The sequence below is a fragment of the Hymenobacter cheonanensis genome (assembly GCF_030581075.1).
Taxonomy (GTDB): Bacteria; Bacteroidota; Bacteroidia; order Cytophagales; family Hymenobacteraceae; genus Hymenobacter.
The window spans coordinates 117,596-142,089 of record NZ_JAUQSW010000009.1 but is presented as its reverse complement, the minus strand read 5'-3'; the positions used below and the strand labels follow the sequence as shown (position 1 = coordinate 142,089).

Annotated in this window: 21 protein-coding genes; 7 read left to right on the top strand and 14 right to left on the bottom strand. The window is 64.7% G+C overall.

Going from position 1 to position 24,494, the window contains the following annotated elements:
- Positions 1-29 precede the first annotated feature (29 nt).
- Positions 30-683, top strand: a complete 654-nt coding sequence (locus Q5H89_RS16945; RefSeq protein WP_305020526.1) for a hypothetical protein — start codon at positions 30-32, stop codon at positions 681-683.
- 12 nt (positions 684-695) lie between these two features.
- On the opposite strand, the gene Q5H89_RS16940 is transcribed toward Q5H89_RS16945, so the two are convergent.
- Positions 696-1,559 carry a hypothetical protein gene (locus tag Q5H89_RS16940; RefSeq protein WP_305020525.1) on the bottom strand — a complete coding sequence of 288 codons (864 nt, stop codon included), beginning with the start codon at positions 1,557-1,559 and terminating at the stop codon, positions 696-698.
- Positions 1,537-2,016, bottom strand: coding sequence for an ABA4-like family protein (locus Q5H89_RS16935; RefSeq protein WP_305020524.1), 480 nt, complete (start codon positions 2,014-2,016; stop codon positions 1,537-1,539). The genes Q5H89_RS16940 and Q5H89_RS16935 overlap by 23 nt, the downstream gene beginning before the upstream one ends.
- A gap of 184 nt (positions 2,017-2,200) precedes the next feature.
- Here Q5H89_RS16935 and Q5H89_RS16930 point away from each other — a divergent pair, with 184 nt between their 5' ends.
- From Q5H89_RS16930 to Q5H89_RS16920, 3 genes are all read left to right on the top strand, one after another.
- Positions 2,201-3,640: a TlpA family protein disulfide reductase gene (locus tag Q5H89_RS16930; RefSeq protein ID WP_305020523.1), complete on the top strand. Its 1,440-nt coding sequence runs from the start codon at positions 2,201-2,203 to the stop codon at positions 3,638-3,640.
- 77 nt (positions 3,641-3,717) lie between these two features.
- Complete coding sequence (locus Q5H89_RS16925) at positions 3,718-5,244, top strand: TlpA family protein disulfide reductase (protein WP_305020522.1); 1,527 nt, start codon at positions 3,718-3,720, stop codon at positions 5,242-5,244.
- A gap of 109 nt (positions 5,245-5,353) precedes the next feature.
- The gene (locus tag Q5H89_RS16920) at positions 5,354-6,121 is read left to right on the top strand and encodes a hypothetical protein (protein WP_305020521.1); all 768 of its coding nucleotides are present in this window, start codon (positions 5,354-5,356) and stop codon (positions 6,119-6,121) included.
- A 15-nt stretch (positions 6,122-6,136) separates the two neighbouring features.
- On the opposite strand, the gene Q5H89_RS16915 is transcribed toward Q5H89_RS16920, so the two are convergent.
- The 10 genes from Q5H89_RS16915 to Q5H89_RS16870 form a co-directional block, all read right to left on the bottom strand.
- A complete protein-coding gene (locus Q5H89_RS16915; protein WP_305020520.1) occupies positions 6,137-7,021 on the bottom strand; it encodes a DUF481 domain-containing protein in 885 nt (294 codons plus the stop codon).
- A 103-nt stretch (positions 7,022-7,124) separates the two neighbouring features.
- Positions 7,125-8,243 (bottom strand): AMP-binding protein, encoded by a 1,119-nt coding sequence (locus Q5H89_RS16910; protein ID WP_305020519.1) that lies wholly within the window; start codon positions 8,241-8,243, stop codon positions 7,125-7,127.
- A 9-nt stretch (positions 8,244-8,252) separates the two neighbouring features.
- Entirely contained in the window at positions 8,253-8,621 is a 369-nt protein-coding gene (locus Q5H89_RS16905) for a DUF3368 domain-containing protein (protein WP_305020518.1), read from the bottom strand.
- A gap of 37 nt (positions 8,622-8,658) precedes the next feature.
- The gene (locus tag Q5H89_RS16900) at positions 8,659-8,931 is read right to left on the bottom strand and encodes a UPF0175 family protein (protein ID WP_305020517.1); all 273 of its coding nucleotides are present in this window, start codon (positions 8,929-8,931) and stop codon (positions 8,659-8,661) included.
- Between the two features lie 37 nt (positions 8,932-8,968).
- Positions 8,969-10,327: an alpha-amylase family glycosyl hydrolase gene (locus Q5H89_RS16895; protein WP_305020516.1), complete on the bottom strand. Its 1,359-nt coding sequence runs from the start codon at positions 10,325-10,327 to the stop codon at positions 8,969-8,971.
- 375 nt (positions 10,328-10,702) lie between these two features.
- Positions 10,703-11,185 carry a DUF305 domain-containing protein gene (locus Q5H89_RS16890; RefSeq protein ID WP_305020515.1) on the bottom strand — a complete coding sequence of 161 codons (483 nt, stop codon included), beginning with the start codon at positions 11,183-11,185 and terminating at the stop codon, positions 10,703-10,705.
- A 235-nt stretch (positions 11,186-11,420) separates the two neighbouring features.
- On the bottom strand, positions 11,421-12,245 hold the full coding sequence (gene menB, locus Q5H89_RS16885) for a 1,4-dihydroxy-2-naphthoyl-CoA synthase (RefSeq protein WP_305020514.1): 825 nt from the start codon (positions 12,243-12,245) through the stop codon (positions 11,421-11,423).
- Positions 12,246-12,353: 108 nt separating this feature from the next.
- Entirely contained in the window at positions 12,354-14,198 is a 1,845-nt protein-coding gene (menD, locus tag Q5H89_RS16880; RefSeq protein ID WP_305020513.1) for a 2-succinyl-5-enolpyruvyl-6-hydroxy-3-cyclohexene-1-carboxylic-acid synthase, read from the bottom strand.
- Positions 14,199-14,344: 146 nt separating this feature from the next.
- Positions 14,345-15,580, bottom strand: coding sequence for a chorismate-binding protein (locus tag Q5H89_RS16875; RefSeq protein ID WP_305020512.1), 1,236 nt, complete (start codon positions 15,578-15,580; stop codon positions 14,345-14,347).
- Positions 15,580-16,014, bottom strand: a complete 435-nt coding sequence (locus Q5H89_RS16870) for a hotdog fold thioesterase (RefSeq protein WP_305020511.1) — start codon at positions 16,012-16,014, stop codon at positions 15,580-15,582. The genes Q5H89_RS16875 and Q5H89_RS16870 overlap by 1 nt, the downstream gene beginning before the upstream one ends.
- Before the next feature lie 123 nt (positions 16,015-16,137).
- On the opposite strand from Q5H89_RS16870, the gene Q5H89_RS16865 reads away from it, so the two are divergent.
- The 3 genes from Q5H89_RS16865 to Q5H89_RS16855 all read left to right on the top strand — a co-directional run bounded on the left by Q5H89_RS16865 (position 16,138) and on the right by Q5H89_RS16855 (position 20,007).
- The gene (locus tag Q5H89_RS16865) at positions 16,138-16,791 is read left to right on the top strand and encodes a histidine phosphatase family protein (protein ID WP_305020510.1); all 654 of its coding nucleotides are present in this window, start codon (positions 16,138-16,140) and stop codon (positions 16,789-16,791) included.
- 88 nt (positions 16,792-16,879) lie between these two features.
- Positions 16,880-18,595 (top strand): pyruvate dehydrogenase complex dihydrolipoamide acetyltransferase, encoded by a 1,716-nt coding sequence (locus Q5H89_RS16860; RefSeq protein WP_305020509.1) that lies wholly within the window; start codon positions 16,880-16,882, stop codon positions 18,593-18,595.
- Between the two features lie 299 nt (positions 18,596-18,894).
- The gene (locus Q5H89_RS16855; protein ID WP_305020508.1) at positions 18,895-20,007 is read left to right on the top strand and encodes an NADH:flavin oxidoreductase; all 1,113 of its coding nucleotides are present in this window, start codon (positions 18,895-18,897) and stop codon (positions 20,005-20,007) included.
- A gap of 91 nt (positions 20,008-20,098) precedes the next feature.
- Here the strand turns inward: Q5H89_RS16855 and Q5H89_RS16850 are convergent, their stop codons facing one another.
- Both Q5H89_RS16850 and Q5H89_RS16845 read right to left on the bottom strand, forming a co-directional pair.
- Positions 20,099-21,550 carry a phytoene desaturase family protein gene (locus tag Q5H89_RS16850; RefSeq protein WP_305020507.1) on the bottom strand — a complete coding sequence of 484 codons (1,452 nt, stop codon included), beginning with the start codon at positions 21,548-21,550 and terminating at the stop codon, positions 20,099-20,101.
- A 206-nt stretch (positions 21,551-21,756) separates the two neighbouring features.
- Positions 21,757-24,468 carry a glycoside hydrolase family 2 TIM barrel-domain containing protein gene (locus Q5H89_RS16845; RefSeq protein ID WP_305020506.1) on the bottom strand — a complete coding sequence of 904 codons (2,712 nt, stop codon included), beginning with the start codon at positions 24,466-24,468 and terminating at the stop codon, positions 21,757-21,759.
- Positions 24,469-24,494: the final 26 nt, after the last annotated feature.

The following is a 24,494-nucleotide window of genomic DNA, read 5'->3' as shown; positions in this document are numbered from 1 at the left end:
CGCCCGGGCGCCGCTATCTTGCTGGCCCAATGGCGAAGTTATTCGAACGTGGCTGCGGCCGCTGGCTGCGGCTGGGTTTGGTAATAGCTGGCTGGCTGCTGGCTAGCCCAGCGCTGGCCCAGCGCTATCACTATACCGAGCCCGACGAGTTTAGCGGTAAGGTGCTGCCTACTGCCACGGGCAGCATCCTTATTTTTAATAACTTTCAGCAGAGCGGATTGAATTTCAGTGTGCGCTTTGACAAAGAGCGCGTCGAGCCGATTTATGATAACATGGTCTACACCATCAATGGGACCGGTGTCGAGTTTCTGCCGCCGGAGACTGACAGTGCGCCGACCGACTCGCCCGCCGTCATCCTGGCGCGGGTAGTGAACAGCAATGTGAGTGGCGAAGACCATTTTGGCCCCGCCCCTCTGTGGCACGTCGAGTCGGTGGTGCTGCCCGGCATTTACCCGGCGGCTACCCTGTGCTATCAACTCAAAGGCGAGGGGCCAGCGGGACGGGAGCTGCGGTTCATGGCGCTCTATTTTATGCACGGTACCAACGTGCTAGTGCTCGGCTCGCATATGTTGCCCGCCGAAAGCACTGCCGAGGTAAAAGCCCGGCTGTTGCGCACGGCCACCAGCATCACGTTTTCGCCTACGCCCATTAATCCGCCTGCCTCCTATCACCCAGCGGAGTAGCCTGGTGCGCCCCTAGCGCAGGGCCAGCAGCGGGTGCCCGGCCAGCGCCTGGGCCAGCAGCGCGCCCACCGCCGACACGTACAGCGCCGTGCCCAGCCACGTGAGCGCCACCGCCCGGCGCGGCACCCAGCGCCCCAGGGCCCAGCCCAGCAGCGGCAGCGCCTGCAGGGCGTGCATGCCCAGGAAGTGCGCCAGGCGCAAATCGCCGGCCACGGTGCTCCAGCCCAGGCCAGGCAGGCCGGGGCCGCCGTCGGGCGCGCCCACCGTATGCTGTTGGTTATGAATCATAAAACCCCCTAGCACCGAACCTACTAAGAACACCAGCAGCCCCAGCCGCAGGCCCCACACGTAGCCGGCCGGCCCGTGCGGCCGGTAGCGCCAGGCCAGGTACACGGCCCAGATGGTCATGAGGGTATTGACGGCAATAAATACCCCCATCAGCCCAAACAGCGCGCCGTTGAGCGGGCTGCTGGCATTGTAGTGCGAGGTGGTGCCCCGCGCGGCCTGCACAAAAATTACCACCTGCTCGACCACCATACTCACGGCCACGCCCCCGCTGAGGCGGCGCACCGCCCGCTGGGCCGGGGCCGGCAGGTCGGCCAGCAGCCAGGCCAGCGTCCAGGCGTAGGCCACTATCGAAAGCGAAAACTTGAGCGGCTTGGCCCACACCAGCAGCCCCGTTACGTGGTGGTGGTCGAGGGGCAGCAGCACCAGCGCCAGCCCGGCTAGCCCCACGTTCAGCCAGCCGGCGTAGGCCAGCGGCGGGTTCACGCGGCGCAGCACGCGCAGGGCGCCGGCCAGGCGTTGGGCCAGGCCGGGCGTGGCAACGGGGCTAGGGGCCGGCGCACCAAAATCAGCGAGCGAGAGCGTCTTCATGGGTCTGAATAGTAGTAGGTTGCGAAAAAGACTTTTGCCCAAAAACCCGGCGCACACCGAAGTACACCAGCAGCCCCACCGGCCCAAACAGAAACGTGAGGCCTAGCGCCGGCACCAGCGCCCCGTGCGGCACGCCGCGCCGCTGGGCATCGCGCGCTTCCCAGGCCCCGGTAAACAGGTCGAAGCACAGGTAGTGCACCCAGCCCGCCAGCAGCGCCCAGGGGTCGTGAAACAGCGCCGCCACCTGCGCCAGCGAGCCAAAGCCGCCCTCGCCGCCGTGCCCGCCCAGGTAGTGCGTCGTAATGAGCGCCGCGTAGGCCACGGCCAGCCCTAGCGGCCACGCCCCGCTGAGTACCAGCGATTTAGTGACGCGCCAGCGCGGGGCCAGCACCAGCAGCGCCCAGCCCAATAGGGCGAGCGGGTTGGCGAGCGAAAACAGGGAATCGGGCGTGAGCATGGGCTGGCAGTGGGGTAGTAACTGCGTCAAAACTACGGGCCGGCCCGGCCGGCCGCCAGCCTAAACCGGGTGAAGCACCCTGGCCCGCCGGCCAAGCCGCCAGGGGCCGGGGTGAAGCAACCAATTGGTGGCGGGCAGGCTCTTATATTGCCGTACCTGTTTCCACCTCAAGCCGTTACTACCGATGCTGTCGCTGCTACCTGCCCTCACCCTGAGCGCCGCGCTCCACCTGCTGGCCGGGCCCCCGCCCGTTACCCGCTTCAGCGGCCACCTTGCGCACGCGCCGGCCGGCGACACGGTGCGCCTGTTTGTGGGCCCAAAGCGCGCTAAAGCGCCACTCAGCCCCAGCGGCGATTTCCAGTTTGAGTTCAATGACCTGGAAGCCACGACCCCGGTGCACTTTACCTACGCCGGGCAAAGCACCCGCCTCTACCTCATGCCCGGCGACCAGCTGCGGCTGACGCTCGATTTCAAGGACTTCGATAAAACCTTGGTGTACAGTGGCCGGGGCGCCGACGTAAACAACTACTTGGCCCAGGCCCAGTGGAAGTTTGAGTACAGCCCGCCCGGCAACGACCCGCGGCCGATGGATGTGCTGAAGCAAAAGCCCAGCACGACCCCCGCCGAAATGCGCCGCAATGCCGATGCGTTTCGGCAGCAGCGGCGGGCCTTTCTGGCCGAGTATGCCAAGGCGCACCCACTGCCCGCTAGCTTTCGCCACGAGGCCGAGTTTGGTATCGACCTGGCCTGGGGCACACAGCTGCTCAACTACCTGGCAATCAGCCGGGCCCAAAGCACGGCGGAGGCGGGGCCCAACCAGCCCGTAGACCCGGCGTATTTCAGCTTTGTGCAGCAGCTGCCGCTGCGCGAGCTGGGCCAGCACATGCGCGGCCTCGATGAAAACACGGCCGTGGCGCAGTTTCTCTACGCCTACCAGGACCGCCTGGTACCCAGCGGCAAGCTCAGCACCGACCCTGCCGAGGGGCCGCGCCTCTACAAGCTAGCCACGCAGGAGCTGGGTGAAGGCAAAACCCTCAATATGGCCATGCAAATGCTAATGGGCTGGAAAATAGATGCTGATGTGGCAGGCGCACAGGTATTTTATCGCACCTTCCGGCAGCACAACGCCGACTCGACCCTGGCCCGCGGCCTGCGTCTGAGCATGGCCAAGAAATTAACCCTGAGCCCCGGTAAGCCCGCCCCCGCCTTCACGCTGCTCGATAATATGGGCAAAGCCGTATCACTCAGCGATTTCAAGGGTAAAGTAGTGTACCTCGACTTTTGGGGCACGTGGTGCGGCCCCTGCATGAAGGAAATGACTGAGTCGGCCCCCGCGCTGAAAAAGCAGTTTGAGGGCCGCGACGTAGTATTCCTCTACGTGTCGCAGGGCGACCCCGAAGACCGCTGGAAGCAGACATTGGTCGACAAGCAGTTTATCAGCGCCAACAGCGTGCACCTGCGCGAGCCCCGCGAATCGCGGCAGGTGGCCATCGACTACCAGGTAAACCAATGGCCTACCTACTGGCTCATCGGCCGCGACGGCCGCATTGTCGACGCGCAGGCCCCGCGCCCGTCTGATGGCCCCAAAACCGTGGCCGCCATCGAAGCCGCCCTCAAGCCCTAGCCGCGCCCCGGCGGCGGGGCAGGGGCCCTCGTTATCTTTGCGGGGCCAAGGCTACGGCCAGCTTCGCTATGGGTGCTATGTTACAGGTTTGGGCCCTAGGGCGCGCGTTTATTCGGTGGCGAAAGCTGCTGCTGCTCAGTGGGCTGCCGCTGGCGGCGGCGGCCCAGCGCCCGGCCCCGCCGCCGTTTAAAGCGCCCGCGTTTCGGGGCGGGGCGGCGCCCGCCCCGGCGGCCGGCACCACCACCGTAAGCGGCCACGTAGACGAGCCTACCGCTAGGGTCATCAGCCTCAGCTATGGGCCCGACTGGCGCGGCCACCTCACCCAAACGGTGGAGGCCCGCCTCACTGCGCAAGGCAATTTCCGGCTGGTGCTGCCCCGGCTGGCCGCGCCCGCCGAGGTGCGCCTGGGCTACGACAACACGTATGCCACGCTCTACCTCGAGCCCGGCGACGACCTGCGCCTGACTTTCGACCCTAGCCGGCTTGAACAAACCCTGGCCTTTACCGGGCGCGGCGCCAATGCCAACAACTACCTGACCCAAAGCGCCCTGGCCGCCAGCCAGGACGATGAAGCCGGCCGCACGCCCGACGCCCGCGCCGGCCGCCTCAGTGCCGCCGACCTGCGCCGCACCGCCGATGCCTACCGCCAGCGGCGGCTGGCCGCCCTGGCAGCCTACGCGGCGGCCAGGCCCCTGCCCGCCGCCTTCATGCGCCAGCAGCGCCAGGCCCTCAGCGATGAGTGGGCCAGCTCGCTGCTCAGCTACTTCTCGCGGCAGTCGGCCGAGCGGCGCCAGGGCGGCTACGCCACGCTGCCGGTGGGCTACTACGATTTTTTGGGCGAGCTGCGGCTGGCTAATCAGGATTCGGCCCTGACCCAGAGCGCCTTCCAGAGCCTGCTGATGACCTATGGCTTCACCCAGCTCAACGACGAGGACGGCAACCTGCCTACCGGCCGCGAGGCCGGCCGCCGCCTCTACCAGCGCGCTACCGAGGCCTTGGGCGATGGCCGCGTGCGCGACGTGGCCGTGGGCCAGTACCTGCTGGGCAAGGTCGAGAGCGAGCACACCGATATCCGGCCGCTGCTGCCCGATTTCCGGGCCCACAACCATGACTCAACCATTGCCCGCGCCGTGCGCCAGGCCGTGCGCGCCCACCTGGCTCTGGCCAACGGCCAGCCCGCGCCCGACTTTACCCTCCTCGATGCCAGTGGCAAAAAAATAGCGCTCAGCAGCCTGCGGGGTAAAATTGTGTACCTCGATTTCTGGGCTACCTGGTGCGCGCCCTGCCTGGCCGAGATGCCGGCCAGCCTGGAGCTGCGCAAAAAGTTTGCGGGCCGCGACGTGGTCTTCCTCTACGTATCGCTCGATAGCCAGGCCGTCGACTGGCAAAAGTACCTGGCTACCAAGCAGGTGGCCAGCCCCAATGCCGTGCAGCTGCACGATGGCGGCGCCTTCGATGGCCCCGCGCCCAAGGCGTTCAACGTGCAATCTATCCCGAGCTACTGGCTCATTGGGCGCGATGGCCGCATTATCGCCAACAACCCGCCCCGGCCCTCCACCAGCCCGGCCATCGACACGGCCCTCGAGCAGGCACTGAAACCTTAGGGCCGGCTAGTCGGTTGAGCCCCTCCAGGTTAACTACAGGTTTACTATAATATTAACGGGCAGCGCGCGCAGCGCGTATTACCCAGGGTAGAAGTTACGTTATTTGGTTGTGTTTAATACTCAAGTAGTTTGGTTGCGCCGGTGGGCTAGCTGGCGTTGGCTGTGGGCCGTGCTGCTGGCGCTGGGCCTGGCCCGGGCGGCCAGCGCGGCCCCGCCCGCGCCCGCCGATTCGCTGCGGCCCGGCCTGGTGTTTACCAAGCGCCGGCTGGTGGTGCAGATTGACTCGCGCTACTCCATTATCAACAGCCACTTTTCCATTATCAATGGCCTGAAGCTGGGCCTGGAGTGGCGAGGGCGGGTGCGCACCGGCGCGGCGTTTTACTTTCTCAGCAGCCGCATCCCCACGCGCCTTGAGCCACCCGACAATGCCGCCGACGAGCCCGATGCCACCCTGCGCTTCTACAACGTGGCGCTCTACGGCGAATACGTGGTGCTCGAAAACCCACGCTGGGAGCTGGATGCCAACTTGCAGAGCGGCATGGGCGCCGTGCGCGTCGAGTACACCCGCGACGACCCCACGGGCACCCGCACGCGCACCCCGCGCGATTTTATTGCCCTGGTCGAGCCCTCGGTAGCGGCCGAAATGCGCCTCTTTTCGTGGGCTAGCCTGGGTGCGGGCGCGGGCTGGCGCCAGCCGCTGTTCGTGGATGAGGTAGTGCGCCGCGAAATCAGCGGCCCCATCTTTTACCTGCGGGCCAAGATTCTGGTCGCACCCCTGCTGCGCATCAAACGCAACCACGAGCCGCTGTTTTCGCAGAAAGACATGCGCGCCCACGGCGTCAATACCCGCACGCGCCGCCGCTTCTACGGCGAGTAGGCATGGGCTAGGGCCTTATTTGCCAGTGGTATAGGTAAAGCCTACGGTGAGGTTGGTGTTGAGCGGGCTGCGGTTTTCAACCGCCACGCTCTCGTAGGAGTAGGCGTAGCTGGCCGTGAGGGCCAGGTGCCGGCTCACGCCAAAGCTGAGGCTGCTGGTTGAGTTAATGCGGTAGTCGCCATTAAAATCTTGCAGCGAGGGCTGGTAAAAAGCCAGCGTTGTAAACACCACCGGCCCCTTGCCAAAGCGCAGCTTCAGGCGCGTGGAGCCGCGCGGCACCTGCCGCAGCAGCCCTTCGAGGTACTGCGTGTGCTCATAAAGAAAGAATTGGCTCAGCGTTACTTCGTTCTGCAGCGAGTCGTGGTAGAACTGGTAGCCCACGCCCACGCCGCCCACCAGGCGCCGCGCAATGGCGCGCAGGTTGCTTTGCCCGCCTTCGGCCAGGGCGTAGTACTTGAGCCGGCCCACCTGGTAGGCCGGCGTGAAGAGGCCTAGCAGCTCGCGCTCGCGCAGCAGGCCGTCCTGCTTGCCGTAGCTGAAGTTGAAGGCCGCCGGCAGCAGCCAGTGCTTGCCCAGCGCCAGGTTGGCGGTGTGGCTGGTGGTGAGGTAGATGCGCTCGACCGTGCCGGTGCTGTAAATGCCCGTGAGCGCCGCCGTATAGCGCACCCCCGAGCCGCTCACATTATAGGTTTCAAACTCGGAGGAGGGCAGCCCGCTCGCGCCGCTGCCGCTAGGGGCCACTATGGGCGCCGCCGTCGTGTCGGCCGCCGGCGCACTGGTCGCGGTCGAGTCCGGGATGGTCTGGGCCCCGGCCTGGCCAGGCCGCGCCAGGCTAGCCACCAGCAGGCTGCCTGCCAGCAGCGGCAGGCGCCACCCAGAAAGAAAGAAAAAGTGACTCATGCAGTAGAAGCGTTAAAAGCTGAGGGCTAAAAGTTAAAAATCTGATGGTGTAGAATTTAACTGTTAGCTCTCAGCTTAAAACCTTTTTCAATCAGCTTGGGGCTTAGCGTTCGCGGCGCGGGGCTTCGATGCCGCGCAGCGTAGCCCCGCGGTCGAGCTTGCCCGACCCCGTGGCCCGGAAAGCGGGCACGTACACCACGGCCTTGGGCAGCTCGTACTTGCCCAGGCGGGCGGTGAGCAGGCCTAGCAGGCGCTTTTCGAGGGGGCTGGCTAGGGGCTCGCCCTCCACGTAGGCCGTCACGGCCTGGCCGAGGCGCTCATCGGGCCGGCCCGCCACGAAGGTGCGGCGGTTCTGGCCCAGCTCGGCCAGGGCCACGTCGAGCACCAGCTCCACTTTTTCGGCCTGCACCTTCACGCCGCCCGAGTTTATCACAAAATCAGCCCGTCCCAGCCAGTCGAACGTGTGCTTGTCAACAAGGTCAATGCGGTCGTTGGTGATGATGAGCTTGTCGTCGGTCACGTCGCCGCGCACCGTGAGGCAGCCGCGCTCGTCCTGGCCCAGGTGCAGGCCCGGCAGCACCCGAAAGTGGGGGCTGGCCTCGGGCCCGTTGAGGCGGCGCAGCGCCATGTGCGAGGCCGTTTCGGTCATGCCGTAGGTCAGGTACACGGGCACTTTCAGCTTCTGAACCTCACTCAACAAGCTCGGCTCCACGGGCGCGCCGCCCACTAAAATGGCCCGCATTTTATTGAGCCGGCCGGCCCGCCCGGCGGCCAGCACGGCCCGCATTTGCAGGGGCACGAAGGCCGCAAAATCAAACACCGCGTCGGCCGGCACGAAGTCAAATGGGTCGGCGTGGGGCTCCACTACGGTCAGGCGCATGTGGCGCTCCAGGCCGCGTACCAGCATCATTTTGCCCCCGATAAAGTCACAGTTCAGGCACACCAGCGCCCGGTCGCCGGGCCCCAGGTCGAAGTAGTCGCCGGTGCGCGCGGCCGAGGCGGCTAGCTGCCGCCGCTTCAGCGTGATAAGCTGCGGCTGGCCGGTGCTGCCCGAAGTGCGCAGCCCAAACTCGTGGGCGCCCGTGAGCCACTGGCGCAGCAGCTCCAGCACCTTGGCCTCGTAACCGTTGAGGTTGGTGTGCGGGTTGGGCGTTTGCTGAATGCTGTCGTAGCTGAACTCGCGGCCGTTGAGCAGGAGCGAGGTGGGGAGGTTTTCGGACATAAAGCAAAGTTATTCGCCGGCCGCGCGGCACACGCGCTCGGCTACCTGGTCGGAGAGCCACATGCCAGCCGTGCGCAGCTCCTCAAGCAGCGGGCGCACGGCTGGAATAATACCCCGCTTTTTTGCCAGCACCAGCAGGCCCGCCGTACCCGTAAAAGCCAGGGCTAACTGGTTGGCCGCCCGCCGGGCCGCATTATCATCGAGTATCAGGAAGCAATCGGATAATTCGAGGGCCAGCGCTAGGGCACTGTGCTCGCCCGCATCGAGTTGGTAGGCGGTAAGGGCCGTAGGCTGCGGCTGCATGGGAGCTACTATTTGCAGCCAGGAGGGTAGGCTAGCGCCATACTCGGCCGCTACGGTCGGTGTAACCAGGTTCACAGCAAATAGTTGCCGCAATAAGCTCAGCTGGCCGATTTTAGCGAGCAGTATCAGGCAGCTCGCGTCCGAGATAACGCTGGATGGAAGCGAGGTCTTCGTCAAAATCAGTCTCTGAGTAAGTAGCTAGCGGCGAGAAGCCGTATTTTCCCATTTGCTCGATGAACTCGCGTCGCCCAATGCCAACCAGCGCGGCGGCGGCGGCGGTGGAAAGCAACCCTTTGGTGTAAAGCGTCCCCGCTAGCTCCATTTTCAAATCGTGTTCTTGCTGAGGAGTAAGCTCGTGCGGGATGTCGATGGTGAGCGTTTTCATACCTGAAAAATACGCGCTAGCCCTTAATTCGTTCCGGTTACCGCCCATACTCATACACCACGTAGCCCCAGGGCTCCACCTTCCAAGGCTTGGCAGTTAGCGGCTCGGTGGTGTACATAAACAGGTTGTAGGGCCGGCCTTGCAAGGCTTTTTCCTGCACACTGATAGTCTGCTCCTTATTCGACAAATTCAGGATAACCAGCACCTTCTTGCCCGCCTTTTCGCGCACGTAGGCATACACGGCCCGGTCGTCGCCCACGCTCACTTTGCGGAAGGCGGCATCGGCGGCCAGGGCGGGGTTACGCTTGCGCAGGGCTAGCAGCGTTTGGTAAAACTTGGCTCGCTGGTACTTGCCAAAGGTCATCGGGTCCTTGTCGAAAAACTTGAGCGGGCGCAGCACCGGCTCTTCCTGCCCGCTGTAGATGAGGGGTACGCTGTTGGCCATCGTTTGGGTAAACACCGCGAAGGGCGCGTGCACCCGGCCCGGGAAGCTGCCGTAATCAGCTTTGTTCCAGGTGTTTTCGTCGTGGTTGCTGGTGAAGTACATCTCAATCGTGCCCTTCGGGTACATGCTCTGCCAGCCGCGGTACACGCTGTCGAGGGCCGTGGCGGGGCGCTTGCCGGCCGCTACCTTCTCCATCGCCTTAAACATGTGCCAGGGGTACACCGCGTCGAAGCCGTTGCGGGGCAGGTAGGCGCTGTCGCCCTCGGCCAGCATAAACAGGCTCTTGCTCTGGCGCAGCGTTGGGATGGCGCGCTGCCAGAAGCTAGCCGGCACGTTCCAGGCCACGTCGCAGCGGAAGCCGTCGATGTTGCTGGTTTTCACCCAGTAGCGCATGGCGGCAATCATGCTGTCCTGCATCTCGGGGTTTTTGTAGTCGAGCTGCTTGGTGTCGTCCCAGTCGAAGGCCACGGCGGGCTGGCCCTCCTTGTTCTTCACGAAGAAATTGGGGTGCTGGGTCAGCCAGCGGTTGTCGGCGCCGGTGTGGTTGGGCACCCAGTCGATAATCACCTTCATGCCCTTGGCGTGGGCGGCCTGCACCAGGCGCTGCCAGTCGGCCATGCTGCCGTACTCGGGGTTGAGCTTGGTGTAGTCAGCCACGGCGTAGTAGCTGCCCAGGCTGCCCTTGCGCGCCACCTTGCTGATGGGGTTAAGGGGCATAAACCACAGGGTTTCCACGCCCATTTTTTGCAGGCGGTCGAGGTGCTTGGCAAAGGCGTTGAGCGTGCCTTCGGGCGTGTACTGGCGCACGTTCACCTCGTAGATGTTACCCTGCATTATCCAGGCGGGGTGCGCGGCCGGCGCAGGGCTAGCGGGCGGGGGGAGCGCTGGCTGCGCAAACGCCCGGGAAAGGCAGCAAAAGCTTAGTAAAGCTAAAAGGAGATGTTTTTTCATGGCAGCGGCGAAGAAGTAGAAGTTGCAAAGTAAGTACAGGCTGCCGGGTCTGTTAGCCAGAATAAGGTGAGTGAGTACTTGCTTTTTACTAAAAAATCCCGTATAATTACCTCGCTCACTAGCTCCACCCGCCATGCAAGCCCACCCGACTTCCGCCCCCGAATCGGTACCAGCTACCGGAAGTATTTCCGCCGCCGCAGTGGCACCCTGCCCCATCCTGGCCGCCGTGAAAGCCCGCGCCAAAGCGCTGAAAAAAATCCGTAAGCATGAAAACAAGCGGCTCTTTCTGGGCTGGTGCTCGTGCCTGCATGCGCTGGGTTTCAGCTTCTAAAAAAGCCGGAATATTACGCGCCTCAAAGCCCGGCTGCTAGCTGGCTAGTGCGTCGGCTGGGCTTTAAGCTGCTTTATCAGCGCCTTCATTTCCCCGATTTCCCGCTTTTGGGTGGCGATGATGCCATCGGCCAGCTTGCGCACCTCAGGGTTCTGGATGGAAGCGCGCTCGCTGGTGAGAATGGCAATGGAATGGTGCGGAATCATGGCCTCCATCCAGCGCGTGTCGTCGACAAACGACTGGGTGCGCATCAAAAAGTAGACTACTACAAACAGCACGCTGCCCGCGCCGCCGATAAATAAGTTGAGTTCGCGCCTAGGGTACATCGCGCCCATAAAACCCAGCATGATAAGGCCCATCGGCACCACCATCAGGCACGTCATGTAAAAGCGCATCAGGCTGAAATACACGTGGTCCCACTCGTACGTGTTCAGGTACATCACCACGTACATGATGCCGAATGACGCGGCGAGCATCAGAAAAAAGCGGGGGTAGTGGTTTTGCGACATAGGCTGGCCAGACTGCATAGCACAAGGAGGTTAAGTGAAAACTAGCCCTTGCTAACGCCTCGCTACGCCCCAGGTTATGCGCTTGCCGCCAAGCAGCTTGTATCGTAAGTACCCACTGCACGCAGTGCAGGTAAAGGATAAGTCATTAACCAATAGGCAAATAGGGCATAATGCGAAAAGCGTACAGAATTGCCGCCCAGGCGGCAATTCTGTACGCTCTCCATCCAAAACCTACACGCGAACCGCGCCTACGCTACGGAAATTTCGGAAACTTCGAGAAGTCGGGCTGGCGCTTCTCCAGGAAGGCATTTTTGCCTTCCTTGGCTTCCTCACTCAGGTAATAGAGCAGCGTGGCGTTGCCGGCCAGCTCCTGAATACCGGCCTGGCCATCAAGCTCGGCGTTGAAGCTCGATTTGAGCATACGCAGGGCTAGCGGGCTCTTCTGCAGTATCTTGTGGCACCAGGCCACGGTGGTTTCCTCCAGTTTATCGAGCGGCACTACTTTATTTACGAGGCCCATGTCGAGGGCTTCCTGGGCATCGTATTGGTCGCAGAGGAACCAGATTTCGCGGGCTTTTTTCTGGCCCACAATGCGCGCCAGGTAGCTAGCCCCAAAGCCACCGTCGAACGAGCCCACGTTGGGGCCGGTCTGGCCAAAACGGGCGTTGTCGGCCGCCACGGTCAGGTCGCACACCACGTGCAGCACGTGGCCGCCCCCGATGGCCCAGCCGGCCACCATCGCAACCACAGGTTTGGGTATGCTGCGAATCATCTTCTGCAAGTCGAGCACGTTGAGGCGGGGCACGGCGTCGCCGCCCACGTAGCCGCCGTGGCCACGCACACTCTGGTCGCCGCCCGAGCAGAAGGCCCGCCCGCCCTCGCCGGTGAGGATGATGACGCCGATATCGGTGCGGTTGCGGCAAATGTCCATCGCCTCAATCATCTCATCCACCGTGAGCGGCGTGAAGGCGTTGTGCACCTGCGGCCGGTTGATGCTGATTTTAGCAATGCCTCCGTGCTGGGAGAAAATGATTTCCTGGAACTCCTTAATCGGGGTCCACTCAATGGGTTCAGACATAAGTAAAGTAGAAAAGCTCAGCGAACCTCGGCGACAACCACTGCGTACCTCAGCGGTAACTTGCCAGAGGTCGTTTGGGAAGTTACCGCCGAGGTTCGCTGAGAAAAATTAAGAAAATGCCGCTCTCACGGCGGCGCGGTATTCTTCAAAAAAGGCGGCGTTGGTTTTAGAATCGGTGAAGATTTCCAGCACTGCCGCGCCGCTTTCGGCTGCAAAGAAAACCGGCAGCGCGGTAGTAAGCTCTTCAAGCGACGACACCGGCAGGTAGCGCAGGTTGAAATCGCGGCACAAATTCTCGGCCGTGAGGGCCTGGTGGGTTTCAAAAAACTCGGCTAGCTCGGGCTGCTGGCGCGGCCCGTCGATGAGCCGAAAAATGCCGCCGCCGTGGTTGTTGAACAGCATCACCCGCAGGTTGGGCGCAGGGTAGTTGTGCCAGAAGGCGTTGCGGTCGTAAAAAAACGCTACGTCGCCGGTGAGCAGCACCACCGGCCGCTCGGGCTGGGCTAGGGCCGCGCCCACGGCCGTGCTGGTGCAGCCATCGATGCCGCTGGTGCCCCGGTTGGCAAAAACCTCGATTTGCTGGTCATCGGGCAGGCCCAGAATATTGGCGTAGCGCACGGCCATGCTGTTGGCCAGGTGCAGCGCCGTATCGTCGGGCAGGTTGGCCAGGGCTAGCCGGAAGGCCGCAAACTCGTTGAACGGCTGGTCGTCGGCGGCGAAAAACTGGCTCAGGAAGGTAATAGCGGCCGTTTCGGCGAGCGGCCAGGTAAGGCTGGCGGCGGGCTCGCTCGGTAGCGGTTCCAACTGGGCTAGTGGCGCGGGCGCCTCGGTTGCGTCCGGGTCGTCCGTCACCTTCTGGGCTTCCCGCAGGCTGAGAAAAGAAACCGGCTGCGGGCTGGCCGCTCGGTTATAATCCTTGGTTTCGGAAACCGCCAGCTGCTGAAAAAACACGGCTGGTTGCACCCGAATAACCCGCGTGAGGCTGCGGAAGGTATCGGCCGCCTCGCCGGCGGCTTGCAGGTGCCAGTGCTGAGCAGGCGCGGCCGCGCGCAAAAACAGCTTCAGGCTTTTGGAAATCAGCGACTGGCCGAAGGTGATGAGCAGGTCGGGCTGCAGGCCGGCTTTTTGCGCGGGCGACAGGCCGGCCAGAAAAACGTCGTGGTGCCGCACGGCGGGCACGTCGCCCAGGTTGGCAATGCTGTCGGCCACCACCGCCACTTGCCGCGCCTGGGCAAACTCGTAGAGCGCAGCCGCCAGGCTAGGGCTGTCGGCCTGCTGGCCGGCCACCACCAGCACCCGGCCCGCATCGCGCAGCTGGCGGCGCAAATCCAGAATTTCGGCCGGCGGCAGAATGGTATTCGAGTGGTCGTCGCGAATAATTTTAACGTCGGCCTCGTAGTCCATTTCCTCGCCCGCCTGGGGGTAGAACGGCTCGCGCAGCGGCACATTCACGTGCACCGGCCCGGCCGGGCCCGCCAGGGTCAGGTTGATGGCCTCGTTGAGAATGCGCTCGCCGTGCCACTTGGCATCGGCATGGGCGGTGTCGGCCGGAAAGTCAAACGTGCCCTTGGCGTGCGCGCCGTACAGGTTGCGCTGCCGGATGGTCTGGCCGTCGAGCTGGTCTATCCACTCGGGCGGGCGGTCGGCGGTGAGCACGAGCAGCGGAATCTGTTGAAAAAACGCTTCGGCCACGGCGGGTGCGTAGTTGAGGCCGGCCGTGCCACTGGTGCACACCAGCACCACCGGCCGGCGCGTGGCCTGCGCAATACCCAGGCCGATGAAGGCGGCGGCCCGCTCGTCGGGCACCACGCGCAGCTTGCCCCGGTAGGCCGGGTGCCGCGCAAAGGCCAGCGTGAGCGGCGCCGAGCGCGAGCCGGGCGACAGCACAACGTCGGTAATGCCGTGCCGGGCGCAGATTTCGGCAATGTTAAAAACGGCTTGGATATTTTGCATGGAAAAGGAATAACGTCAAAAACGGTTGTCGTGCTGACGAAGGAAGCATCTTGTCAGGACTAAGACCATTTAGCTTGTTTCTAACGGCTGCAAACCTGACAAGATGCTTCCTTCGTCAGCATGACAAACGTTTTAAGTACAGACTCCTAGTGTAGAATCGCCCCCACGGTTTGCAGCTTCAGCTCGGTTTCCTGCCACTCGCGGCTAGGGTCTGAGTCGATGGTGAGGCCGGTACCGGCGTAAAGGATGGCCTCGGTGGGCCGCAGTTGCAGGCAGCGCAGGTTTACGTAGAGGCGCGCCACGCCGGGGCCCGCCACGTTTACCGGCCCCAAAAAGCCGCTGTAGTAGGCGCGGTCGTAGCCCTCGTGGCGGTGCAAGAAGGCTAGCGCCGCCACCTTGGGCATGCCGCCCACGGCCGAGGTAGGGTGCAGTAGCCGCAGCATATCGGTGCCCAGCGAGGCGGGCGAAGGGACGTTTTTCAAATCGACCTCAAAGTCGGTGCGCAGGTGCAATAGTTGCCCGGCCACGGCCGTGCGCGGCCCCGCCTCGTGGTATTCGCGCAGGCGCAGCTGCTTGAAGCAGCTCACGATGTAGCGCGCCACCAAGGCCTGCTCCTCAATTTCCTTCTGCCGCCAAATGGCATCCTGGGGGCTGCGGCCGGCCACCAGCGGCTGCGTGCCGGCCAGGGCCATGGTATGAAAAAAGCCATCGGCCGTGACCTCGGCCAGCACCTCGGGCGACACGCCCAGCCAGGTGCCCACGCCCGGCACACTCACCAAGGACACGAAAGCGCGCGGGTTGTGCTGGCTTAGCTCGGCAAAGGCCCCTAGCGGGTCGAACCCCGCCGGCAGCGGCCGGTGCGCCACGCGCGAGGTCACTACTTTCACCACTTCTTCGGCCGCAATGGCGGCCACGCCGGTGCGCACCAGCTGGGTGTACTCGGCCTCGGTGGCAGCGGGCGGGGCGGGCTGCGGGCTGTAGTGCCAGGCCAGCGCGGGCGGTGTGGGCAGGGCTAGCCAGGCCGTGATGTTGGGCACTAGCGCGCGGGCGGCGGGCGCAATGCTCACCGTATCGGGCCGGGCCAGGTCATACTGCACATCGGCGGGCAGAAAAAGCGCCGGGTTGTGGTCCGAATCGCGAAACGGAAAAAACGCGAAGCCGGCCGGCGCCTGGGCGTCGAGCGCGGGTGGCAGGCCCGTGTAAGTGGCTTCTAAAGAGCGCGCTATCAGCAGGCGCGGGTGGCTAGCCCCCGGCTCGCGCCAGATGGCCAGCGGCCGGCCCGTGCGCAAGGCACCCGCCGCCAGGTGGCGCAGGCGGGCCCACGCATCGGGGCCGGCCGTGGCGGCGGGCCAGGAAAGGAGCCGGGGTTCTGCCGCTTGCATCAGGCCTGTTTTTCGGTGGCGGCGGGCAGGTCAATCACGGCCATCGTGATGCGGCTGATGCACACCAGCGCCCCCGTCTCTTCGTGCGTGATGCGGATTTCCCACACCTGCGTAGTGCGGCCTACGTGCAGGGCCGTGGCCCGGCCGCGCACCCAGCCCGCGCGCACCCCTTTGATGTGGTTGGCGTTGATTTCGAGGCCCACGCAGGCCTGGCGCGTCACATCGATGCGGGTGGCGGCCCCGATGCTGCCCAGCGTTTCGGCCAGGGCCACCGAGGCGCCGCCGTGCAGCAGGCCCATGGGCTGGTGCGTGCGGCCATCCACGGGCATGCGCCCTTCGAGGTACTGGTCGGTGATGGCGGTGAGTTCAATGCCCAGCGCATCGGCTAGGGTGGGGCGGTGCGAAACCCAGGTTTTTACGTCGTCGAGCGTCATGTAGTGCGTGGTGCTTGTAGTGGTGCTTGGTCTGGACTACTTGGCTGGGCGGTAGCAAAAAAATGCCGTCAAGCACCATACCCCCCTAACTAAGCACCGAATTCCAACCCGTACTTTACGGCATTGTTCGGCAAAACTACTTCGCCCACGCCCGTGCCAGTTCAGCAGCTTTACCTTCTTCGCCACGGCCAGACCGACTTCAACGTGCAAGGCATTGTGCAGGGCAGTGGCGTCGACTCGGACCTCAACGCGCGGGGCCGCCAGCAGGCCGCCCAGTTTTGGGCTGCTTACAAGGACCTACCGTTTGCCCGCGTGTACACGTCTAAGCTCAAGCGCACGCGGCAGTCGGTGCAGCAGTTTATCGAGGCCGGCCTGCCGCACGAGGCCCACGCGGGCCTGAACGAAATAAGCTGGGGCACCCGCGAAGGCACCCGCATCACGCCCGCCGAAGACGCCGAATATGCCCGCGTGCTGGCGGCCTGGCAGGCCGGCGACGACCACGCCCGCCTGCCCGGCGGCGAAAGCCCGGCCGAGGTCGCTGCCCGCCAGCGCCCGTTTATCGAGCTGCTGCACAGCCGGCCCCAGGATGAAATGGTGCTGGTGTGCCTGCACGGCCGCGCCCTGCGGGTGCTGCTGTGCCAGCTGCTAGGCTACCCGCTGCGCTACATGGATGGCTTTGAGCATCAGAACCTCTGCCTCTACAAGCTGCACTACGTGGACGGGCGCTATACCATTCGCAATTTTTTGGACGTAAGTCACTTGGCGCCTGCTTCCTAACTTAGGCTGCCCACTTGGCCGTACCGGCCAATTGTTTCCCCACATTTTGGCGGCTAATTTTGGCCTCCAATCCCAACCTGCAACTCCGATGGCCGAAATTATCAAAATGCCGAAAATGAGCGACACGATGACCGAAGGGACCATCGCGGCCTGGCTCAAGAAAGTAGGCGACAAAGTGAAGTCGGGCGACATCCTGGCCGAAGTCGAGACCGACAAGGCCACCATGGAACTCGAAAACTACGAAGACGGCACCCTGCTCTACATCGGCCCCAAAGAGAAAGACTCCGTACCCGTAGATGGCGTGCTGGCCATTGTGGGCAAAGAAGGCGAAGACATTTCGGGCCTGCTGGGCGGCCAGGCTGGGGCTAGCGCGCCCCCGCCAGCGGCTGCGCCGGCCCCCGCCGCGGCCCCAACTCCAGCGCCCGCCCCGGCGCCCCAGGCTGCGGCCCCCGCGCCGGCCCCTGGTGCCCCCGCGGCCCCGGCCGCGTCCGCCAATGGCAAGAAAGCCACCGTGGTGCGCATGCCGAAAATGAGCGATACCATGACCGAAGGCACCATCGCCGCCTGGCTGAAAAAGGTAGGCGACAAGGTGAAGTCGGGCGACGTGCTGGCCGAAGTCGAAACCGACAAGGCCACCATGGAACTCGAAAACTACGAAGACGGCACCCTGCTCTACACCGGCCCTAAGGAAGGCGAAGCCGTAGCCGTCGATGGCGTGCTGGCCATTATTGGTGAGGAAGGTGCTGATATTCAGGCCCTGCTGGGCGGCCAGAGCGGCGGTGCCGCCCCGGCGCCCGCCGAAGCTGCCCCAACTGCCGCCGCGCCCGCCGCGGCAGCGGCCCCGGCCGCCGCACCGGCCGAGAGCACCGGCCGCCTGCTAGCCTCGCCGCTGGCCAAAAGCATTGCCAAAGACAAGGGCGTAGACCTGCGCCAGATTAAAGGCAGCGGCGAAAACGGCCGCATTGTAGCCCGCGACCTCGAAAACGCACAGCCCCAGGCAGCCCCGGCCGCAACTCCGGCGGCCGCGCCGGCCTCGGCCCCCAGCGAATACATTCAGGCGGCTTTGCCCGAGCAGCCGGCCGCCGCCAAGCCCGCCGCCGCTCCGGCCCCGGCCGCTGCCGAAGGCACCTACACCGATACCCCGGTGTCGCAGATGCGCAAGGTGATTGCCAAGCGCCTGTCGGAGAGCCTGTTTACGGCGCCGCATTTCTATCTCACGATGGAAATTCTGATGGACAAGGCCATGGAAACCCGCGTGAAGCTCAACGAGCTGTCGCCGGTGAAGCTCTCGTTCAACGACATGGTAATCAAGGCCTCGGCCGTGGCCCTGAAGCAGCATCCGGCCATCAACTCGTCGTGGCTCGGCGACCGCATTCGCCAAAACAAGGTGGTGAACATCGGCGTGGCCGTGGCCGTGGACGAAGGCCTGCTGGTGCCCGTTATCCGCAACGCCGATGGCAAAGGCATGTCGCAGATTGCCACCGAGGTGAAAGAGCTGGCCGGCAAAGCCAAGAGTAAGAAGCTGCAACCCGCCGAGTGGGAAGGCAGCACCTTCACCATCTCGAACCTGGGTATGTTCGGCATCGACGAGTTCACGGCCATCATCAACCCGCCCGATGCCTGCATCCTGGCAGTGGGCGGCATCAAGCAAACCGCCGTGGTGAAGAATGGCGAGCTAGCCATCGGCAACATCATGAAGGTGACGCTGAGCTGCGACCACCGCGTGGTAGACGGCGCCACCGGCGCGGCCTTCCTCCAAACCCTGAAAGGCTTGCTGGAAGACCCCATGCGCATGCTCATCTGAGGCCAGGGCTAGCTGCTAAGCTGGCTTTTATGAAGATGCAAAGTTATAAAAACAGCCCTTCGGGGCTGTTTTTTGTTTTTAGGCCGGGTGCTTTCCGGGCTAGGGTGCTTGCATAGGGGAGAGCTGCTTGGGTGGCCCGCACGAAGTTGGCAGCCAGGCCCGTGAGGCAACATCCCTGGCCTTGGCCAAGGGCGTGCGGCGGCTTCTGGTGCTAGGGCCGGGGGCTTGGCCAGGGCTTTTTTTAAATCAAATGGGGCCGGTGGCCGGTTATCAGCCGCTTATCTTTTTGTAAAAAGCTTATGGCTTCCAACGCCCTTTTTTCGCCGTTTTCACTGAAATCGCTACAGCTCAAAAACCGCATTGTGATGGCGCCCATGACCCGGTCGTTCTCGCCGGGTGGCGTGCCGGGCGCCGATGTGGCCGCCTATTACCGCCGCCGGGCCGAGGGCCAGGTGGGCCTGATTCTGACCGAAGGCACCGTGGTCGAGCGCCCGGCCTCGTCTAACGACCCTAACATCCCGCACTTCTACGGCGAGGTGGCCCTGGCGGGCTGGCAGCACGTAGCCGAGGAAGTGCACGCGGGCGGCGGCAAAATTGGCCCGCAGCTCTGGCACATGGGTGTGATGAACGAGCACCGCTCGGGCTGGACGCCCGCGCAGCCCTTCGAAGGCCCGTCGGGCCTGGTGGCACCCGGCGTAGCCAAGGGCAACGCCATGACGGAGAACGATATAACCGATACCATCGCCGCCTTCGGCCGGGCCGCCGCCGATGCCAAGCGCCTGGGCTTCGACTGCCTGGAGCTGCACGGCGCCCACGGCTACCTCATCGACCAGTTTTTCTGGCAGGGCCTCAACCAGCGCACCGATGCCTACGGTGGCCCCGACCTGCCTGGCCGCAGCCGCCTGGCCGTGGAACTGGTGCGCGAAGTGCGCCGGCAGGTGGGCAACGACTTCGTTATCAGCCTGCGCCTCTCGCAGTGGAAGCAGCAGGACTACAACGTGAAGCTAGCCCACACGCCCGCCGAAATGGCCGCCTGGCTTACGCCCCTGGCCGAAGCCGGCGTAGATATTTTTCACTGCTCGCAGCGCCGCTTCTGGGAGGCCGAGTTTGAGAACCAAGACTCCGATTTGAACTTCGCCGGCTGGGTGAAAAAGCTAACCGGCCAACCCACCATGACGGTGGGCTCGGTGGGGCTGTCGGGCGAGTTTCTGGCGGGCTTCGCGGGCGAAGCCTCGGTGCCCAATGCGCAATCGCTCGACGAGCTGCTGCGCCGTCTCGACCGCGGCGACTTCGACCTCGTAGCCGTGGGCCGCTCCCTGATTGTGGAGCCCGAGTGGGTGGAGAAAATCCGGGCGGGCCGTGCCGCCGAGCTAGCCGGCTTCAGCCGCGAAGCCCTGCGCACGCTGGTGTAGGCCGCCCCGGTTTACTGCCTTTCTACGCCCGGCCGGCGAAGCAGCTAGCTTCGCCGGCCGGGCGTTTCGTTTAGGAGAAAAGCCCGGGCCCCTAGCCCTGGAAAAGCGGCGGCGCGGGCAAGTGGAATATGTCGCGCAGGGCGCGCCGGGCGGCGTGGTAGCCGCACAGACCGTGCACGCCGCCGCCTGGCGGCGTGGCCGATGAGCACAAATACAGCCCGCGCTGCGAGGTGCGGTAGGGCGAGGCGCGCAGCGCCGGCCGGGTAAACAACTGGCTGATATCCAGCACGCCGCCGTTGATATCGCCGCCCACATAGTTGGGGTTATAGCTTTCTAGCTGCGCCGTGTCGAAGGTGTGGCGACCGAGGATGCGCGCGCGAAAGCCCGGCGCAAAGCGCTCGACCTGGCGCTCGATGGCCGCGGTTCTATCGACCCGCGAGCCGTGGGGCACGTGGCAGTAGGCCCAGGCCGTGTGCCGGCCGGCCGGGGCGCGGGTGGCATCGAAAAGGCTCTGCTGGGCTAGCAGCACGAAGGGGCGGTCGGGGTGCTGGCCCTGGGCCGTAGCGCGTTCATTCGCAGCAATTTCGGCTAGGGTGCCGCCCAGGTGCACGGTGCCGGCGCGGGTGCACTCGGGGGCGATGAACGGAATTGGCTCGGCCAGCGCCCAATCGATTTTAAACACGCCCATGCCGTAGCGGTAGCGCCGCAGCTGCCACTGGTAGATGCTGGATAGGCGGTGCCCGGCCAGCTGCAAGAGCTGCGCGGGCGTCACATCCAGCAGCACGGCCCGGGCCGGCGGCAGCTGCCCTAGCGAGCGCACAAAGGTGCCCGTTTCTACGGTGCCGCCCAGCGCCCGAAAGTGGGCCACCAGCGCATCGGCAATGGCCTGCGAGCCGCCTTTGGGCAGGGGCCAGCCGCCGCGGTGCGCCGCAATAAGCAGCACCAGGCCCGCGGCCGAAGTGGCCAGATTGCTGAGCGGCTGAATGGCGTGCGCCGCCATGCCGGCCAGCAGCCCCTGCGCCTTTTGCCCCCGAAACCGCCGGGCCAGCACCGTGGCGGGCAGCAGGGCGGGCAAGCCAAACCGGGCCATAGCCAGTGGGTGCTTGGGCCAGTGCAGCGGGGCCAGCACGTCGCTGGCAATGCCCGGCCAGCTCGCCACCAAGGGCGCCAGTAAGCGCGTGTAAGCCTCAGCATCAAGGCCTAGCGCTTGGGCGGTATCGGCCAGGGAGTGCATTGCCGCCGCCGCACTGCCATCGTCGAAGGGGTGGGCAGCGGCCACGGGCGGCGTGATATATTCCAGCCCGTACTGGGCTAGGGGCAGGGTCTGGAAATAGGGCGAGGCCGCCGCCAGCGGGTGAATGGCCGAGCAGATATCGTGGCGGAAGCCGGGCAGCGTCAGCTCGGCCGTGCGCAGGCCGCCGCCCAGCTCGTCTTTGCCTTCGAGCAGCAGCACGGCCAGGCCGGCCTGCTGCAAGGCAATGGCGGCCGCCAGCCCATTGGGCCCCGACCCCACCACAACGGCATCATACGTGGAAGCACTCATGCGCAAGACGCTGGCGCGGGCTGCCAGCTAAAAAAATGAATTGCTTATCCTGCCTCAGCCGGCCGCATTGCCCTTAGCCGGGTGAGCGCGCAGCTAACCCGGCCAAGATAGGCCAGGCTATACGGCGGCGTTCCCGTGGCGGCTGTCAGCAAGTGAGAAGAGCTATTTCCTGCAACAGAAAAGCCGCCAGCTAAGTGGCTAGCCCCTCAAAACACGCGCTTTATCTGCAAGCCATTCAAAAAGGCTTCCCCGGCCTCGGCCTGAAAAACGAGCCGGATGCCCTGCCCGCCCCGCGCTACCACCGGCACCCGGAAACTAGCAGCTTGTAAGGGCCGCAGGCCGCTAGCCGCGTCCAGGCCGGGCAGGGCGGCCTGGCCATTCACCAGCACCGAGAAGCGGCGGGCCATCGGGCCCGTTGCGGCGGCGGGCGCGGCTTTTTCGCCCGCCAGGTTGTAGGCGAGCTGCTCGGCCTGCGGGGCAGCTTCTAGCTCGGCAAAGTGCAGCGTAAGCTCGTAGGCGCCATCGGGCACGTCGAGGCGAAACTCGCTGAGGCCCAGGCGCTGGGTTTCGTACATGGCGTCGTACTCGGTGCCCAGGATGTTGCGGTCGGAGCCGTAGGGCAGGCGCTCGCCAGGCAGCTTATACACGTGGCCGCCCACGTAGCCCCAGCCGCCGGGCGCGTAGGCCTGCTCGGGCAGCCACACCTGGTGCAGCCGGGCATCGGTGAACGTGCGCTCGTCGCCGAGGCTCACATTCAGCTCGGTAAAGGGTATTCTCGCATCGGCTAGCCGGGTCGGAATCAGGTGAAAGTCAATACTTACTTCATCATCTACTGCTTGGCCGGGCGCTTGCGCCCGCAGCTGGTTGGGGCCATTGTGGAAGGGCACCGAAAAGCGGGCTAGCCCCTCGGCGGCCGGCCGGGTGCCCAGGTCGCGGCCATCGAGCAGCAGCTGCACGGCGGGCTGGTTGGTATACACCTCCACTACCTGCCGGCAGATGAGCGAATCGGGGCCGGCCGCCGGGCCGGCGCGCAGGGTCCAGGCGCGCGAGCCGATTTTGAGAAACGGCGTTTTCAGCAGCCGCGCCTGGTAAAACAGGTAGGCGTCTTTGGGGCGGCGGTCGGCGGTGAGCAGGCTTTTGTTGTTGATGTGCGGCACGGCCTCCTGCCGGGTTTCGGAGTTGAACTCGGCCAGGTTCCAGACGGTGCTGCCCGCCACGAAAGGCCGCGCCAGAATGGCCGCCAGGTAAAACTGGTGGTAGCGGTTGGCATACTCCGTGGTTTTGTCGAAGCGCCGGGGGCCAGCGGCGTGCAGCCGCTCGTCGGCGTCGGCGCCGTATTCCGTCACGAGCAGCGGCGTGGCGGGCAGCTCGCGGTGCAGGCGGTCTAGAAAGCTGGGAAAGCCTTGCAAATCACCCGAGTACCACCCCTGGTAGAGGTTCCAGCCCAGCACCTGCGGCACGGCCAGCAGCCCGGCCTGCTTATACAACTCGTAGTCGCCGTGGCACACGAGCATGGTGGGGCGGGCAGGGTCTTCGCGCCGCGTGAGGCTGTCGAGCTGCTGGGCCAGGGCCTGCACGCGGCGCAGGTAGGCGCGGCCAGCGTCGTTATCGCGCTTCAGGCCGGGCGGCAGGCGCAGCAGCACCTCGTTCATGTAGGCCCAGATGATGACGCTCGGGTGGTTGAAGTTTTGCCTAATCATCTCGGTCTGCATCGCGCGGCAGGTCTGGAAGAAGGCCGGCGAGTCGGTGATGGCGTTCACCACCGGAATTTCGACCGAGGCTAGGATGCCGAGCCGGTCGCAGGCTTCGAGCACGGCGGGGTCCTGCGGGTAGTGCGACACGCGCAGGAAATTGCCACCCATCTCCTTGAGCAGCTGCACGTCGCGCTCGGCCAGGGCGGTGGGTAGGGCGTTGCCCAGGCCGGGGTAGTCCTGATGGCGGTTGGTGCCGATAAGCTTGAGCGGCTGCCCATTCAGGAAGAAACCCTGCGCGGCATCAAACCGAAACCAGCGCAGGCCGAGCGGGCTGCTCACTTCATCAAAGGCTGGGCTAGCGGGCTGACCGGCCGGTTGCACCGTCGTTAGCACCCGGTAGAGGTAGGGGTCGGTGGGCGCCCACAGGTGCGGCTGCCGCACCGGCGGCAGCGCCAGGCGAAACGCCCGGCTAGCCCCCGCTGGCAGGGAAAGGCGCGTTTGCTGCTGGCCCACGAGCTGGCCCTCGCGGGTCACGACCCGGGTTGTGATGACCACTGGCTGCGCCCGAGTCAACTCATTCACCACGCGCCCGGCTACCACCACCTGCGCCGCCCCGGCCGCTACGGCGGGCGTAGTTACGAACACGCCCGCCGAGGCATGATTGGCCAGGTCAAAGTGCACGGGCTCGGCCGCCACCAAATAAGCATCGCGGTAAAGGCCGCCGTAGAACGTGAAATCGGCCGACAACGGCGGGATGGCCGCGTTGAAGCGGTTGGTCACCTTCACCAGCACCTCGGCCCTAGCCCCGCCCGGCCCAAAAGCGAGCAAGTGGCTGATGGGCAGGCTGAATGCCGTGTAGCCGCCACTATGGCGGCCCGCCAGCTGGCCATTCACGTACACTTCGGCTTCCTGGTTGGCGGCTTCGAAGCGCAGCCACAGGCGGCGGTGCTGCCAGGCGGCGGGCACGCGCAGCGTCTTTTTGTACCAGCCCACACCCCGGTAGTAGCCGGGCGTATCGTCGAGCACGTCGGCCGCGTTCCAGGTGTGGGGCAGCGACACGGGCTCCCAATGCGGCGCGGCGGGCTCGCGGCTTGTGTCGAAGGCCGCTGAGTCTTTGCTAAACAGCCAGTTGGCGCTGATAGATTGCACCAGCCGCTGCGCCGCGGCCGGCCCGGCCAGCAGCCACCACCCCAGCAGCCACCCGTAGCGAATCAGTTTATTCATACGGCAAGGATAACAGGGAGTAGGCC